The organism is Bacillus cereus group sp. RP43 (assembly GCF_040459645.1).
GTDB classification, from domain to species: Bacteria; Bacillota; Bacilli; order Bacillales; family Bacillaceae_G; genus Bacillus_A; species Bacillus_A mycoides_C.
The window spans coordinates 5,070,001-5,083,765 of the sequence record NZ_JARVHQ010000001.1 but is presented as its reverse complement, the minus strand read 5'-3'; the positions used below and the strand labels follow the sequence as shown (position 1 = coordinate 5,083,765).

Here is a 13,765-nt window from a genome sequence, read left to right as displayed (position 1 = left end):
AGTATGAAAGATTATTTAGTAAAAGCTTTAGCATTTGATGGAGAAGTACGTGCGTATAGTGTGCGTACAACAAATACAGTTAGCGAAGCGCAAAGACGTCATGACACGTGGAGAACTGCTTCAGCAGCGCTTGGCCGTTCTTTAACTGCGGGTACAATGATGGGTGCGATGTTAAAAGGTGACCAAAAGTTAACAATTAAGGTAGAGGGTAACGGTCCGATTGGTCCAATCCTAGTGGATGCTCATGCAAATGGGGATGTACGTGGTTATGTAACGAATCCGCATGTTGATTTTGAAGGAACAGAACAAGGAAAACTGCGTGTATATCAAGCGGTAGGTACAGAAGGGTTTGTAACTGTAATTAAAGATATTGGTATGCGTGAACCGTTTATCGGTCAATCTCCAATTGTTTCAGGTGAATTAGGAGAAGACTTCACGTACTATTTTGCAGTTTCTGAACAGACGCCTTCTTCTGTTGGTGTTGGTGTTCTTGTAAATGGAGATGACAGCGTATTAGCGGCAGGTGGATTTATCCTTCAAATTATGCCGGGCGCACAGGAAGAAACAATTTCATTCATTGAAGATCGTTTGCAAAAAATTCCTCCTGTATCAACATTGATCGAACAAGGTCTTTCTCCAGAAGAGCTACTATATGCAGTTCTTGGGGAAGATAAAGTAAAAGTATTAGAAACTATGGATGTTCAATTTAATTGCACTTGCTCACGCGAACGAATTGAGAGTGTGTTAATTAGTTTAGGTAAAACAGAATTAGAGCAAATTCGTGAAGAAGAAGAAGAGACGGAAGTGCACTGTCATTTCTGTAATGAACGATATAAATTCTCTAAAGAAGATATTACAAGCATAATTGTGAGCTTGTAATAAGGAAGTTTAAGTGGAGAATTGTTCGCTCGGATAGATTGACAAACAGGGAATTTTCTGACAAAATCTAAATATAGATAAAACCAATAAAAATACTCGGTGTTAGGAGTGACAGGAATGCGAGTGGCACAATCAGTTTCAGAATTAATCGGGAAAACGCCGATCGTTAAGTTGAACCGCATCGTAGAATCAGACAGCGCAGATGTATACTTAAAATTAGAATTTATGAATCCTGGGAGCAGTGTTAAAGATCGTATTGCATTAGCTATGATTGAAGATGCTGAAAAGAAAGGATTATTAAAAGAAGGCGATACAATCATTGAGCCAACAAGTGGTAACACAGGAATTGGTTTAGCGATGGTAGCGGCTGCTAAAGGATATAAGGCGATTTTAGTAATGCCAGAAACAATGAGTATTGAGCGTCGTAATTTATTACGTGCTTACGGTGCTGAATTAGTATTGACTCCAGGACCTGAAGGAATGGGCGGAGCAATTCGAAAAGCGACTGAATTAGCAAAAGAGCATGGTTACTTTATACCACAACAATTCCAAAACCAAGCGAATCCAGAAATCCATCGTATAACAACAGGTCCAGAAATCGTTGAACAAATGGGTGATCAATTGGATGCGTTTATCGCAGGTATTGGTACAGGCGGAACAATTACAGGTGCCGGTGAAGTGCTGAAAGAAGCTTATAAAGATATCAAAATTTATGCGGTAGAACCTGCGGATTCACCAGTATTATCTGGTGGAAAGCCAGGACCGCATAAAATCCAAGGGATTGGAGCGGGATTTGTTCCGGAGACATTGGATGTAGAAGTATATGATGAAATTATTCAAGTGAAAACAGAGCAAGCGTTTGAATATGCGAGAAGAGTAGCTAAAGAAGAAGGTATTTTAGTTGGTATCTCTTCAGGAGCAGTCGTTTATGCAGCAATAGAAGTTGCGAAGAAATTAGGTAAAGGGAAAAAGGTACTTGTTATCATCCCAAGTAACGGTGAACGTTATTTAAGTACACCACTTTATCAATTTGAATCATAATTGAATGCGATTTGAAAAGCATCCTTGAAAAAGGATGCTTTTTCTTTTTGATTGGAAAAAGGAAAAGAGTGAATGACTAGAAAACTTCATGTAAAATAAGAAGTAGTATAATTAATTTATTTTCACTAGCCCTCGAGTATAATCATTCTCTATATAAATAACTTTATGTAGTTTGAGCTGGTTAGCTTAAGAGGGTGGGATAAAAGAAGACGGGGTGTTGATATGCAACGAAGAAAATCTTTAGCGCTTTCTATTCCATATCAGTTAGATTTCTTTAAGCAATATAAATTTCTTTCCCAGGATAAGCCACAACATATTTTGTTAGAAAGTGGACGTGGTGGTCGTTATAACATCGTTGGGCTGGATCCAGTAGCGATAATTCAGGGTAAGAATGAGACGTTACATATAAGTGAAAGTGATAAGGAAACAATAGAGAGAGGGAATCCACTAGATTTAATGCAAGCGTATATGGAGAAATGGAAAACGGATTATAATCCGGAGTACCCACCTTTTCAAGGTGGGGCAATTGGATACTTTAGTTATGATTGTATCCGTTATATTGAAAAACTGTCTTCTCTTGCGGAGGATGACATTAATATACCTGATATATTCTTTTTATTATTTGATGACGTGTTTGTCTATGATCAACAAGAAAGAGTATTATGGATTATTACGCATTATATAGATGAGTGTGAAGAGGCAGAAGAACGGTTAAATGAATGGAAGGATCTTTGGGTGAAAGAAGTGCCCGAAGTGACTATGCCGTTTGAATGTCCTGAAAAGAAAAATGAAGCAGTCGCTTTTACGGAAGAAGGCTTTATGAAGGCTGTTGAACGTATTCAAGAATATATTGGAAATGGTGATGTGTTTCAAGTAAACTTGTCGACAAGACAAGAAAGAACGTTACAAACACATCCGCTAGAAATTTATACAAGTCTTCGTGAAATTAATCCATCTCCATATATGGGTTACTTGGAGTTTGGGGATTTTCAAATTGTTAGTGCTTCGCCTGAATTGCTAATTAAAAAGCAAGGAAAAGAAGTGAGTACAAGACCGATTGCTGGTACGCGCTCTCGAGGGGCAAGTGAGCAAGAGGATGAGGAATTAGCGAAAGAATTAATTGAAAACGAAAAGGAAAGAGCAGAGCACGTAATGCTTGTGGACTTAGAACGAAATGACTTGGGCCGGGTTTGCAAATATGGCACTGTTGAAGTAGATGAATTCATGGTAATTGAAAAATACTCACACGTTATGCATATTGTTTCTAATGTGCGTGGTGAGGTGGAAGCAGATAAAGATGCTTTCGATTTGGTGAAGGCTGTATTTCCTGGTGGGACAATTACCGGTGCCCCGAAAATACGTACGATGGAAATTATTGAAGAATTAGAACCTGTTCGCCGAGGAATTTATACGGGTTCAATTGGTTGGATTGGTTATTCTGGAGATACGGAATTGAATATTGTAATCCGAACACTACTTGCTAAAGATGGACAAGCGCATGTGCAAGCTGGAGCAGGTATTGTAATTGATTCAAATCCAAAAGATGAATATAAAGAGTCGTTAAAAAAGGCAATCGCTTTATGGCGTGCAAAAGAAAGTAGCGAAGAAACGGTTAGGTGAGAGAAATGATATTAATGATTGATAATTATGATTCTTTTACATTTAATTTAGTGCAATTTCTTGGAGAACTTGGACAAGAGCTTGTTGTTAAGCGTAATGATAAAGTGACTATTTCGGATATTGAGAATATGAAACCAGATTTTTTAATGATTTCGCCAGGTCCATGTAGTCCTAATGAGGCGGGTGTTAGTATGGAGGTTATTAAATACTTTGCTGGAAAGATTCCGATTTTTGGGGTCTGTCTTGGACATCAATCAATTGCACAAGTATTTGGAGGGGATGTTGTCAGGGCAGAGCGTTTGATGCATGGAAAAACATCTTTAATGCATCATGATGGGCAGACGATTTTTTCTGATATTCCAAATCCATTTACTGCGACACGTTATCACTCTCTTATCGTTAAAAAAGAGACATTACCGAATTGTTTAGAGATAACATCTTGGACTGAAGAAGGTGAAATCATGGCGCTTCGTCATAAAACGTTGCCGATTGAAGGGGTACAATTCCATCCGGAATCTATTATGACTTCTCACGGGAAAGAGTTGCTACAGAATTTCATTCGCAAATATAGCCCAAGCGTGACATCGTGTTAATTTACGTAAATGGCGCGTATATAGAAGCGAGTGAAGCGAAAATTTCTCCTTATGACCACGGTTACCTATATGGGCTTGGGGTTTTTGAGACATTTCGTATTTATAATGGTCATCCCTTTTTATTGGATGATCATTATGAACGCTTAATGGATGCGCTCGATATATTGCAAATCAAATGGACAATGCCAAAAGATGAAGTGATGCTTATTTTAAAGAATCTACTCGTTAAGAATGGGTTAAAACATGCATATGTGCGCTTAAATGTATCGGCGGGTATAGATGAAATAGGATTACAAACGGAAGTATATGAAGAACCGTCTGTTATTGTTTTTATCAAATCTTTAGCAGCTCCAGGGAATGTAGTGGAAAAAGAAGGAGTTATTTTAAAGCAAGTGCGAAATACACCAGAAGGTGCGTTTCGCTTGAAGTCCCATCATTATTTAAATAATATTTTAGGGAAACGCGAAATTGGAAATGTTGTGAATAAGGAAGGTATTTTTCTTACTGAAACAGGTTATGTTGCAGAGGGTATTGTTTCGAATCTCTTTTTTGTTAAAGGAGATATTTTATATACTCCTTCGCTAGAAACAGGGATTTTAAACGGAATCACTCGTGCGTTTATTATAAAGGCTGCTGAAGAGCTAGATATAGAGGTAAAGGAAGGTTTCTTTACAAAAGATGAATTGCTTTCAGCGGATGAAGTGTTCGTAACGAACTCTATTCAAGAAATCGTCCCCCTTTATCGTATAGAGGAGAAAGATTTCCCGGGTAAAGTGGGAGTGGTTACAAAAAGACTTATGGATCTTTATGAAGTGCAGAGAGAGAAATTGTGGAGCAGAAATGAATTGCGAAGAGGAGATGTGTAGTTTGAAGTGGGATTATGATTTGCGCTGCGGCGAATATACATTGAATTTAAATGAAAAGACATTAATTATGGGGATTTTAAATGTAACGCCAGATTCATTTTCTGATGGTGGGAGTTACAACGAAGTAGATGCTGCAGTGTGCCATGCGAAAGAAATGAAAAATGAAGGTGCTCATATTATTGATATCGGTGGTGAATCTACCCGCCCAGGTTTCGCTAAAGTTTCAGTAGAAGAAGAAATAAAGCGAGTTGTTCCAATGATTCAGGCAGTTTCAAAAGAAGTGAAGCTACCTATTTCTATTGACACGTATAAAGCTGAGGTTGCGAAACAAGCGATTGAAGCTGGTGCTCATATTATTAATGATATTTGGGGAGCGAAGGTGGAACCGAAGATTGCTGAAGTTGCAGCCTATTATGATGTGCCTATTATCTTAATGCATAACCGAGATAATATGAACTACCGCAATTTAATGGCTGATATGATTGCTGATTTGTATGAGAGTATTAAAATTGCTAAAGATGCAGGTGTGCGAGATGAGAATATTATTTTAGACCCAGGTATTGGTTTTGCGAAAACACCTGAACAAAATTTAGAAGCGATGCGTAATTTAGAGCAGTTAAATGTATTGGGTTACCCGGTTCTATTAGGTACTTCAAGAAAATCCTTTATTGGCCATGTATTAGATTTACCCGTGGAGGAGCGTCTTGAAGGAACGGGAGCTACCGTTTGTCTTGGTATTGAAAAGGGCTGTGAGTTTATCCGTGTTCATGATGTGAAAGAAATGGCACGTATGGCTAAGATGATGGACGCGATGATTGGTAAGGGGGTAAAGTAATTGGATAAAATTTATATCCATGATATGGAGTTTTACGGTTATCATGGTGTATTCCCAGAAGAAAATAAATTGGGTCAGAGGTTTAAAGTGGATTTAACGGTGGAGTTGGATTTAAAACGTGCAGGAGAAAGTGACGACTTAGAGCATTCTGTCAATTACGGGGAGCTTTTCGAACTATGTAGAAAAGTTGTTGAAGATAGAACGTATAAGCTTGTAGAGAGTATCGCTGAAAATATCGCTACAGATATATTGAAACAATATGAGAGTATTTCACAGTGTACAATTAAGGTAATTAAACCAGATCCGCCGATACCGGGGCATTATCGTGCTGTAGCGGTAGAAATTACGAGAGAACGTCCATGAATAATATAGCGTACATTGCATTAGGTTCGAATATTGGGGAGCGTTATACTTATTTAACTGAAGCAATTCAGTTTTTAAATAAAAACCAGCATATCCAAGTTGATGATGTTTCGTCTGTATATGAAACTGATCCGATTGGCTATACTGACCAAAATTGCTTTTTAAATCTAGTTGTAAAAATTTCTACCAATTTATCACCGCAAGAATTATTGAAAGTAACACAAAGGGTAGAGAATGATCTAGGAAGAAAAAGGGAAATCAGATGGGGTCCGAGGACCATCGACCTTGACATTTTACTATATAATCAAGAAAATATTGAAGCAGAGAATCTTATTGTTCCGCATCCGCGGATGTTCGAAAGAGCTTTTGTTATCGTTCCGTTGTTAGAGATTAATCAAGATATAAAACAAAACATTTCACGTTCACAAGTAGAAGAAATGAAAAGGCGAGAGGGAGTAACGGTATGGAAGCAGAAAAATGGGGAAGACGCATTCGTGCTTTTCGAAAGCTAAAAGGCTATACGCAAGAAGGTTTTGCGAAAGAATTAGGAGTATCTGTATCGGTTTTAGGTGAAGTTGAGAGGGGCAATAGATCACCTTCCCAAGATTTTGTAGTAGAAGTCGCTAAAACATTAAACGTTTCAATAGACGAATTGATGCCGAAGTGACCATAAAGGAAGGAGTAAGTCGGGTGTTAAAGATTGCAAATATTGAGATGAAAAATCCAGTTGTACTAGCACCGATGGCGGGGGTGTGTAACTCTGCATTCCGTTTGACAGTAAAAGAATTTGGTGCAGGTTTAGTTTGTGCTGAAATGGTAAGTGATAAGGCAATATTACTTAATAACAAAAGAACATTAGATATGTTATATATCGATGAGAGAGAAAAACCATTAAGTTTACAAATTTTTGGTGGAGAGAAAGAAACTCTTGTAGATGCTGCAAAATACGTAGATAAATATACGACAGCAGACATTATTGATATTAATATGGGTTGCCCAGTACCGAAAATCACTAAGTGTGATGCCGGAGCAAAGTGGCTTTTAGATCCAAATAAAATATATGAGATGGTAGCGGCAGTTGTAGATGCTGTTGAAAAACCAGTTACAGTTAAAATGCGTATTGGTTGGGATGAAGATCATATTTTCGCAGTTGAAAACGCTAAAGCTGTTGAGCGTGCTGGTGGGCAAGCAGTAGCAGTTCATGGACGTACACGAGTGCAAATGTATGAAGGGAAAGCGGATTGGGATATTATTAAACAAGTAAAGCAATCTGTGAATATCCCGGTTATCGGAAATGGTGATGTGGAAACACCGCAAGATGCAAAGCGTATGCTTGATGAAGTTGGTGTAGATGGAGTTATGATTGGCCGCGCTGCTCTTGGAGACCCGTGGATGATTTATCGTACGGTAAAGTATTTAGAGACAGGTGAATTAATGCCGGAACCAACAGTGCGTGAGAAAATTGATGTATGTATGTTGCATCTAGATCGTCTTATCGATTTAAAGAACGAAAATGTCGCTGTAAGAGAGATGAGGAAGCATGCAGCTTGGTATTTAAAAGGTGTTCGTGGTAATGCGAGTGTGCGCAATGGTATCAATATTTGTAACACCCGTGAAGACCTTGCGAATTTATTAGGTGCATTTGTAGAAGAAGTAGAAGCGAAACAACAAACAATTTATGTTGGTTAATAAGGGGGCATAGGAGATTGACATTCTTCTATACACTTCCTATAATTACGTGAAAGAAAGAAGAACTGCCAGTTGGTTGCTGGCAGTTTTTCTAGTTGAGTAGAAAATGCTATACTGTATATATTGTAAAAATTAATAGAGCTGGAGTGATATCAATATCATGGATAACATGAACCACGAAGAATTAAACGACCAATTGCTTGTTCGTCGTGAAAAGCTACATAATTTACGTGAGCAAGGAATCGATCCGTTCGGTAAACGATTTGAACGCACAAATTCAACAACTGACTTAGTAAGTCTATATGGAGAATTCTCTAAAGAAGAATTAGAAGAGAAAGAAATCACTGTTTCTATCGCTGGTCGTATTATGACAAAACGCGGTAAAGGAAAAGCGGGATTTGCGCACATTCAAGATTTACATGGACAAGTTCAAATTTATGTTCGTAAAGATGCTGTTGGAGATGAAGAGTACGAGTTATTTACGACAGCAGATTTAGGTGACTTAGTAGGTATTGAAGGTAAAGTGTTCAAAACAAACGTTGGAGAACTTTCAGTAAAAGCAACAGAATTTACACTTTTAACGAAATCTCTTCGTCCATTACCGGATAAATACCATGGTTTAAAAGATGTTGAACAACGCTATCGTCAACGTTACTTGGACTTAATTACAAGTATGGAAAGCCGTGAAACGTTCGTTACCCGTAGTAAAATCATTCGTGAAATGAGAAGATATTTAGATGACAACGGTTATCTTGAAGTAGAAACGCCTATGATGCACGCGATTGCAGGTGGAGCGTCTGCTCGTCCTTTCACTACACATCATAATGCGTTAGATATGGAATTATATATGCGTATTGCAATTGAACTTCATTTAAAACGTCTTATTGTGGGCGGATTAGAAAAAGTTTATGAGATCGGCCGTGTATTCCGTAATGAGGGTGTATCAACTCGTCATAACCCTGAGTTTACGATGATTGAATTATATGAAGCGTACGCTGATTATAATGATATTATGAAACTAACAGAAAATATGGTTGCTCATATCGCGAAAAAAGTATTGGGTACAACAACAATCCAATATGGTGATTATGAAATTAATCTAGAACCGGAATGGACACGTCTTCATATGGTAGATGCAATTAAGCAACACTCTGGAGCAGATTTCTGGAATCCAATGAGTGTAGAAGAAGCGCGTGAACTTGCAAAAGAACATAATGTAGAAATTAAAAATACAATGGAAGTTGGTCATATTATTAATGAGTTCTTCGAACAAAAAGTAGAAGATAAATTAATCCAACCAACATTTATTTACGGTCATCCGGTAGAAATTTCGCCACTTGCGAAAAAGAATGACGAAGATCCACGATTCACAGATCGTTTCGAGTTATTTATCGTTGCACGTGAACATGCTAATGCATTCACTGAGTTAAATGATCCAATCGATCAAAAGGAACGCTTTGAAGCCCAATTAAAAGAGCGTGAGCAAGGTAATGATGAAGCTCATATGATGGATGATGACTATATCGAAGCTCTTGAGTATGGTATGCCTCCTACGGGCGGATTAGGAATCGGTATTGATCGTCTTGTTATGTTATTAACAAACGCACCATCTATTCGTGACGTACTATTATTCCCAGCTATGCGCCATAAACAAGACTAAGCTTTGGAGATTTCTCCAAAGCTTTTTTTTATTTCTTTATTTGAGGGGAGAGAAACCTTCTATTAAAAGCAAAGTGAGATTATTGCTCGTTAAATGGATGCCAGATTAAAAAACTATACTTATATAGAAGAAAGGTGCTGTTTTTATGCTTTTTTACTAAGTTAAAAATTTTATTAGAAAAACTATTGCATTTCATTTTTCCACATGATATATTAATAACCGTCGCTGATGCGGAAACGCAGAAAACGACAAAAAAGAAATTAAAAAACTTAGTTGACATCGAAAAATGAAGATGTTAACATAAGGAAGTCGCAAATGAGCGACTAAGTAGTTCTTTGAAAACTGAACGAAACAAACAACGTGAACGTCAATTTTTATTTTTAGATGCTAGACAAACTAACTTTATTGGAGAGTTTGATCCTGGCTCAGGATGAACGCTGGCGGCGTGCCTAATACATGCAAGTCGAGCGAATGGATTAAGAGCTTGCTCTTATGAAGTTAGCGGCGGACGGGTGAGTAACACGTGGGTAACCTGCCCATAAGACTGGGATAACTCCGGGAAACCGGGGCTAATACCGGATAATATTTTGAACTGCATGGTTCGAAATTGAAAGGCGGCTTCGGCTGTCACTTATGGATGGACCCGCGTCGCATTAGCTAGTTGGTGAGGTAACGGCTCACCAAGGCAACGATGCGTAGCCGACCTGAGAGGGTGATCGGCCACACTGGGACTGAGACACGGCCCAGACTCCTACGGGAGGCAGCAGTAGGGAATCTTCCGCAATGGACGAAAGTCTGACGGAGCAACGCCGCGTGAGTGATGAAGGCTTTCGGGTCGTAAAACTCTGTTGTTAGGGAAGAACAAGTGCTAGTTGAATAAGCTGGCACCTTGACGGTACCTAACCAGAAAGCCACGGCTAACTACGTGCCAGCAGCCGCGGTAATACGTAGGTGGCAAGCGTTATCCGGAATTATTGGGCGTAAAGCGCGCGCAGGTGGTTTCTTAAGTCTGATGTGAAAGCCCACGGCTCAACCGTGGAGGGTCATTGGAAACTGGGAGACTTGAGTGCAGAAGAGGAAAGTGGAATTCCATGTGTAGCGGTGAAATGCGTAGAGATATGGAGGAACACCAGTGGCGAAGGCGACTTTCTGGTCTGTAACTGACACTGAGGCGCGAAAGCGTGGGGAGCAAACAGGATTAGATACCCTGGTAGTCCACGCCGTAAACGATGAGTGCTAAGTGTTAGAGGGTTTCCGCCCTTTAGTGCTGAAGTTAACGCATTAAGCACTCCGCCTGGGGAGTACGGCCGCAAGGCTGAAACTCAAAGGAATTGACGGGGGCCCGCACAAGCGGTGGAGCATGTGGTTTAATTCGAAGCAACGCGAAGAACCTTACCAGGTCTTGACATCCTCTGAAAATCCTAGAGATAGGACTTCTCCTTCGGGAGCAGAGTGACAGGTGGTGCATGGTTGTCGTCAGCTCGTGTCGTGAGATGTTGGGTTAAGTCCCGCAACGAGCGCAACCCTTGATCTTAGTTGCCATCATTAAGTTGGGCACTCTAAGGTGACTGCCGGTGACAAACCGGAGGAAGGTGGGGATGACGTCAAATCATCATGCCCCTTATGACCTGGGCTACACACGTGCTACAATGGACGGTACAAAGAGCTGCAAGACCGCGAGGTGGAGCTAATCTCATAAAACCGTTCTCAGTTCGGATTGTAGGCTGCAACTCGCCTACATGAAGCTGGAATCGCTAGTAATCGCGGATCAGCATGCCGCGGTGAATACGTTCCCGGGCCTTGTACACACCGCCCGTCACACCACGAGAGTTTGTAACACCCGAAGTCGGTGGGGTAACCTTTATGGAGCCAGCCGCCTAAGGTGGGACAGATGATTGGGGTGAAGTCGTAACAAGGTAGCCGTATCGGAAGGTGCGGCTGGATCACCTCCTTTCTATGGAGAATTGATGAACGCAGTTCATCAATAAACGTTGACTTGTTTCGTTTCGTTCAGTTTTGAGAGAACTATCTCTCAAGTTTAAATGTATGTTCTTTGAAAACTAGATAACAGTGTAGCTCATATTTTTTTAATTTTAGTTTGGTTAAGTTAGAAAGGGCGCACGGTGGATGCCTTGACACTAGGAGTCGATGAAGGACGGGACTAACGCCGATATGCTTCGGGGAGCTGTAAGTAAGCTTTGATCCGAAGATTTCCGAATGGGGAAACCCACTATACGTAATGGTATGGTATCCTTACCTGAATACATAGGGTATGGAAGACAGACCCAGGGAACTGAAACATCTAAGTACCTGGAGGAAGAGAAAGCAAATGCGATTTCCTGAGTAGCGGCGAGCGAAACGGAATCTAGCCCAAACCAAGAGGCTTGCCTCTTGGGGTTGTAGGACATTCTATACGGAGTTACAAAGGAACGAGGTAGACGAAGCGACCTGGAAAGGTCCGTCACAGAGGGTAACAACCCCGTAGTCGAAACTTCGTTCTCTCTTGAATGTATCCTGAGTACGGCGGAACACGTGAAATTCCGTCGGAATCTGGGAGGACCATCTCCCAAGGCTAAATACTCCCTAGTGATCGATAGTGAACCAGTACCGTGAGGGAAAGGTGAAAAGCACCCCGGAAGGGGAGTGAAAGAGATCCTGAAACCGTGTGCCTACAAATAGTCAGAGCCCGTTAATGGGTGATGGCGTGCCTTTTGTAGAATGAACCGGCGAGTTACGATCCCGTGCGAGGTTAAGCTGAAGAGGCGGAGCCGCAGCGAAAGCGAGTCTGAATAGGGCGTTTAGTACGTGGTCGTAGACCCGAAACCAGGTGATCTACCCATGTCCAGGGTGAAGTTCAGGTAACACTGAATGGAGGCCCGAACCCACGCACGTTGAAAAGTGCGGGGATGAGGTGTGGGTAGCGGAGAAATTCCAATCGAACCTGGAGATAGCTGGTTCTCCCCGAAATAGCTTTAGGGCTAGCCTTAAGTGTAAGAGTCTTGGAGGTAGAGCACTGATTGAACTAGGGGTCCTCATCGGATTACCGAATTCAGTCAAACTCCGAATGCCAATGACTTATCCTTAGGAGTCAGACTGCGAGTGATAAGATCCGTAGTCAAGAGGGAAACAGCCCAGATCGCCAGCTAAGGTCCCAAAGTGTGTATTAAGTGGAAAAGGATGTGGAGTTGCTTAGACAACTAGGATGTTGGCTCAGAAGCAGCCACCATTTAAAGAGTGCGTAATAGCTCACTAGTCGAGTGACTCTGCGCCGAAAATGTACCGGGGCTAAATACACCACCGAAGCTGCGAATTGATACCAATGGTATCAGTGGTAGGGGAGCGTTCTAAGTGCAGTGAAGTCAGACCGGAAGGACTGGTGGAGCGCTTAGAAGTGAGAATGCCGGTATGAGTAGCGAAAGACGGGTGAGAATCCCGTCCACCGAATGCCTAAGGTTTCCTGAGGAAGGCTCGTCCGCTCAGGGTTAGTCAGGACCTAAGCCGAGGCCGACAGGCGTAGGCGATGGACAACAGGTTGATATTCCTGTACCACCTCTTTATCGTTTGAGCAATGGAGGGACGCAGAAGGATAGAAGAAGCGTGCGATTGGTTGTGCACGTCCAAGCAGTTAGGCTGATAAGTAGGCAAATCCGCTTATCGTGAAGGCTGAGCTGTGATGGGGAAGCTCCTTATGGAGCGAAGTCTTTGATTCCCCGCTGCCAAGAAAAGCTTCTAGCGAGATAAAAGGTGCCTGTACCGCAAACCGACACAGGTAGGCGAGGAGAGAATCCTAAGGTGTGCGAGAGAACTCTGGTTAAGGAACTCGGCAAAATGACCCCGTAACTTCGGGAGAAGGGGTGCTTTCTTAACGGAAAGCCGCAGTGAATAGGCCCAAGCGACTGTTTAGCAAAAACACAGGTCTCTGCGAAGCCGTAAGGCGAAGTATAGGGGCTGACACCTGCCCGGTGCTGGAAGGTTAAGGAGAGGGGTTAGCGTAAGCGAAGCTCTGAACTGAAGCCCCAGTAAACGGCGGCCGTAACTATAACGGTCCTAAGGTAGCGAAATTCCTTGTCGGGTAAGTTCCGACCCGCACGAAAGGTGTAACGATTTGGGCACTGTCTCAACCAGAGACTCGGTGAAATTATAGTACCTGTGAAGATGCAGGTTACCCGCGACAGGACGGAAAGACCCCGTGGAGCTTTACTGTAGCCTGATATTGAAT

General features: G+C 41.4%; 11 protein-coding genes and 2 rRNA genes (1 of these 13 cut by a window edge). All 13 read left to right on the top strand.

All coding sequences use genetic code 11. From position 1 onward, the window contains the following. Nucleotides 1-3 precede the first annotated feature (3 nt). On the top strand, nt 4-879 hold the full coding sequence (gene hslO, locus QCI75_RS26430) for a redox-regulated molecular chaperone HslO (RefSeq protein WP_100062276.1): 876 nt from the start codon (nt 4-6) through the stop codon (nt 877-879). A gap of 117 nt (nt 880-996) precedes the next feature. Further along, nucleotides 997-1,920 (top strand): cysteine synthase A, encoded by a 924-nt coding sequence (gene cysK / locus QCI75_RS26425; RefSeq protein WP_144505709.1) that lies wholly within the window; start codon nt 997-999, stop codon nt 1,918-1,920. A 222-nt stretch (nt 1,921-2,142) separates the two neighbouring features. Next, on the top strand, nt 2,143-3,540 hold the full coding sequence (gene trpE, locus QCI75_RS26420) for an anthranilate synthase component I (RefSeq protein ID WP_353761453.1): 1,398 nt from the start codon (nt 2,143-2,145) through the stop codon (nt 3,538-3,540). 5 nt (nt 3,541-3,545) lie between these two features. Further along, nucleotides 3,546-4,133 (top strand): aminodeoxychorismate/anthranilate synthase component II, encoded by a 588-nt coding sequence (gene pabA / locus QCI75_RS26415; protein WP_353761452.1) that lies wholly within the window; start codon nt 3,546-3,548, stop codon nt 4,131-4,133. Beyond that, complete coding sequence (gene pabC, locus QCI75_RS26410) at nt 4,127-4,999, top strand: aminodeoxychorismate lyase (RefSeq protein WP_353761451.1); 873 nt, start codon at nt 4,127-4,129, stop codon at nt 4,997-4,999. Before pabA ends, pabC begins: the two co-directional genes overlap by 7 nt. Continuing rightward, nucleotides 4,974-5,834 carry a dihydropteroate synthase gene (gene folP, locus QCI75_RS26405; protein WP_144505715.1) on the top strand — a complete coding sequence of 287 codons (861 nt, stop codon included), beginning with the start codon at nt 4,974-4,976 and terminating at the stop codon, nt 5,832-5,834. The genes pabC and folP overlap by 26 nt, the downstream gene beginning before the upstream one ends. Beyond that, complete coding sequence (gene folB, locus QCI75_RS26400) at nt 5,835-6,197, top strand: dihydroneopterin aldolase (protein ID WP_002113276.1); 363 nt, start codon at nt 5,835-5,837, stop codon at nt 6,195-6,197. Continuing rightward, on the top strand, nt 6,194-6,709 hold the full coding sequence (folK, locus tag QCI75_RS26395) for a 2-amino-4-hydroxy-6-hydroxymethyldihydropteridine diphosphokinase (RefSeq protein WP_199675213.1): 516 nt from the start codon (nt 6,194-6,196) through the stop codon (nt 6,707-6,709). Before folB ends, folK begins: the two co-directional genes overlap by 4 nt. After that, on the top strand, nt 6,661-6,864 hold the full coding sequence (locus tag QCI75_RS26390; protein WP_002009706.1) for a helix-turn-helix domain-containing protein: 204 nt from the start codon (nt 6,661-6,663) through the stop codon (nt 6,862-6,864). Before folK ends, QCI75_RS26390 begins: the two co-directional genes overlap by 49 nt. Before the next feature lie 23 nt (nt 6,865-6,887). Further along, nucleotides 6,888-7,886 (top strand): tRNA dihydrouridine synthase DusB, encoded by a 999-nt coding sequence (gene dusB / locus QCI75_RS26385; RefSeq protein WP_353761449.1) that lies wholly within the window; start codon nt 6,888-6,890, stop codon nt 7,884-7,886. A 160-nt stretch (nt 7,887-8,046) separates the two neighbouring features. Further along, nucleotides 8,047-9,546 carry a lysine--tRNA ligase gene (gene lysS / locus QCI75_RS26380; protein WP_353761448.1) on the top strand — a complete coding sequence of 500 codons (1,500 nt, stop codon included), beginning with the start codon at nt 8,047-8,049 and terminating at the stop codon, nt 9,544-9,546. 402 nt (nt 9,547-9,948) lie between these two features. Further along, nucleotides 9,949-11,500: ribosomal RNA gene (locus QCI75_RS26375) — 16S ribosomal RNA — on the top strand. Nucleotides 11,501-11,646: 146 nt separating this feature from the next. Then, a 23S ribosomal RNA gene (locus tag QCI75_RS26370) occupies nt 11,647-13,765 on the top strand; it runs 803 nt beyond the window's last position. Together the 16S and 23S rRNA genes form the textbook arrangement of a ribosomal RNA operon.

Bases quoted from the DNA above. Each gene is read 5' to 3' on its own strand.
- hslO (WP_100062276.1), top strand. From the start codon at position 4: ATGAAAGATTATTTAGTAAAAGCTTTAGCATTTGATGGAGAAGTACGT.
- cysK (WP_144505709.1), top strand. From the start codon at position 997: ATGCGAGTGGCACAATCAGTTTCAGAATTAATCGGGAAAACGCCGATC.
- trpE (WP_353761453.1), top strand. From the start codon at position 2,143: ATGCAACGAAGAAAATCTTTAGCGCTTTCTATTCCATATCAGTTAGAT.
- pabA (WP_353761452.1), top strand. From the start codon at position 3,546: ATGATATTAATGATTGATAATTATGATTCTTTTACATTTAATTTAGTG.
- folP (WP_144505715.1), top strand. From the start codon at position 4,974: ATGAATTGCGAAGAGGAGATGTGTAGTTTGAAGTGGGATTATGATTTG.
- folK (WP_199675213.1), top strand. From the start codon at position 6,194: ATGAATAATATAGCGTACATTGCATTAGGTTCGAATATTGGGGAGCGT.
- QCI75_RS26390 (WP_002009706.1), top strand. From the start codon at position 6,661: ATGGAAGCAGAAAAATGGGGAAGACGCATTCGTGCTTTTCGAAAGCTA.
- lysS (WP_353761448.1), top strand. From the start codon at position 8,047: ATGGATAACATGAACCACGAAGAATTAAACGACCAATTGCTTGTTCGT.